A 1971-nucleotide genomic window follows, 5' to 3' on the forward strand; every position below is an offset into this window, starting at 1 on the left:
AGATGTGTATAAGAGACAGGGTCTATACGGTGCGACGATCGCTTACACCCTCTGCGCCGTTACTCAGATCGTCCTATTGTTGCCAGCACTGTATCGATCCTTGTATCCACGGGACGTCACGCTCGTCGTCGAACAAAGCAGCTAAGGAGGGAAGAAGATGCGACCAATCCTACTACTCATCGTCATCGAAGCGCTCGTTTGTCAATTCGCCCGGTCGCTCTTCCCGGACACCTACGTGACCGCCTTGCTGCTCATCAACTCGGTGTTGTTTCTCTATTATCTACTCCGTCAGGCAGAGACGACGCCACTCTTTCTCGTCTTCATCACCGCTTTCTTCGTCCGGCTGGTCCTGATGTTCATCGATCTCGAGCTGTTCCGTTTACCGCCACACAGTGGGGACGATACGGAAGCTTTTCATCTCGAAGGTGTCCAAATCTTCACCGATCCGTCGACCTTCAATGATGTCGTTCGTGGCACCTATTCCAAGTTTCTCGGAATCTTCTACCTGATGTTCGGTCCTGAACGAATCCTCGCTCAGTTCTTGAACGTTATCCTCGGTGTTGTCGCTGTCGTCATCCTAGCGAAGACGCTACAACGGTTACGCTTACCGGAACGATACGTGTTCGCAGCTACACTAATCTTCGCATTTTTCCCACAAGGATTGTTGCTCTCACCGATTCTCTTGCGTGACCAGATCGTCGCTCTGGGCATCGTCTACACACTTTACTACATGGTGCGCTGGACGGAAGAGAAGTCCGGATGGCATATGACGCTCGCGTATCTCGGCTACTTCGTTAGTACAATGTTCCACTCCGGACTTGCTGTCGGGATCATCGTCTTACTCGTCTATTTCTCGTTTTATAGCCATGAGACACGACGAATGGATTTTGAACCGACGAAGGTGCGGCGACTAATCTTTCAAGTACTGATCGTCGGCTTCATCGTCTACAGCTTTCAGGATGTCTTGTTTGCAAAGTTCACCCACGTCTCAGAAAACGGTCAGTTGTTCAGCGGGATGAGTTACGACCGTGGCGGCTCCGCTTATCTGAACGGATTGACGGTGACAGGTCCAGTTGACATGATTCTCTACTCGCCGATTCGAACGATTTACTTCCTGTTCTCACCGTTTCCGTGGCAATGGTCGAGCGTCATGAACATTCTGATTTTCTTCCTTGACGCTGTCTTCTACTTCATCGCCTGTTTTGCGATCGTCCGGTCCTTTAAACTGATCCGTCAGCATCCGTTCGGCAGCGTCCTCTTCTTCTTTTTCCTTCTCTTTGCACTTAACGCCGTCATCTTCGGTCTTGGAACCGGCAATGTCGGAACGGCCATCCGACACCGGTATAAGTTGTTCCCGATGTTACTCATCGTCTACACATCCGTTCACTACATGCGCTGGCAAGCGCGCCACTACTTCGAGGAGGTCGAACACCGTGCCGAATAAAACGATCTTAATTACAGGTATCGCAGGCTTCATTGGATTTCACGCCGCACGTCGTTTCATCCGGGAGGGTTACCGGGTCATCGGACTCGATGAAGTGAACGACTATTACGACCCAACGTTAAAAGAAGCCCGGCTCACTGAACTTGGAACGGACTACACGTTTTACCGGGTCTCACTCGAAGAGACAGCAGCCGTCGCGCGGATCTTCGAACAGGAATCGATCGATCTCGTTCTCCATCTGGCAGCACAAGCAGGGGTACGGTATAGCATCGATCGACCGGACGTCTACATGACGTCAAACATCGTCGGCTTTCTCTCGATTCTTGAGGCGTGTCGGCATTACCCAGTCGAGCAACTGATTTACGCTTCCTCAAGTTCCGTCTACGGATCGAATACGAAGATGCCGTTTGCGACGACGGATGCCGTCGATCATCCGCTAAGTCTTTACGCCGCTTCAAAGAAAGCGAATGAACTGATGGCACACACCTACAGCTGTCTCTTATACACATCTCCGAGCCCACGAGACT

The 1971-nt window shown here is 51.3% G+C and carries 2 protein-coding genes; both read left to right on the forward strand.

What is annotated here, in order from left to right; genetic code table 11:
- The first annotated feature begins 157 nt into the window (after window positions 1-157).
- Entirely contained in the window at window positions 158-1444 is a 1287-nt protein-coding gene (locus F8N00_RS17750; RefSeq protein WP_058264601.1) for a glycosyltransferase family 39 protein, read from the forward strand.
- The coding region (locus F8N00_RS17755; protein WP_421018716.1) for an SDR family NAD(P)-dependent oxidoreductase at window positions 1434-1971 on the forward strand (538 nt) is incomplete at its 3' end. The genes F8N00_RS17750 and F8N00_RS17755, both read left to right, overlap by 11 nt.

Origin of the sequence: Exiguobacterium sp. A1_3_1, assembly GCF_048985645.1 — a bacterium.
In the GTDB taxonomy this organism is placed as follows: Bacteria; Bacillota; Bacilli; order Exiguobacteriales; family Exiguobacteriaceae; genus Exiguobacterium_A; species Exiguobacterium_A indicum.

Bases quoted from the DNA above. Each gene is read 5' to 3' on its own strand.
- F8N00_RS17750 (WP_058264601.1), top strand. From the start codon at position 158: ATGCGACCAATCCTACTACTCATCGTCATCGAAGCGCTCGTTTGTCAA.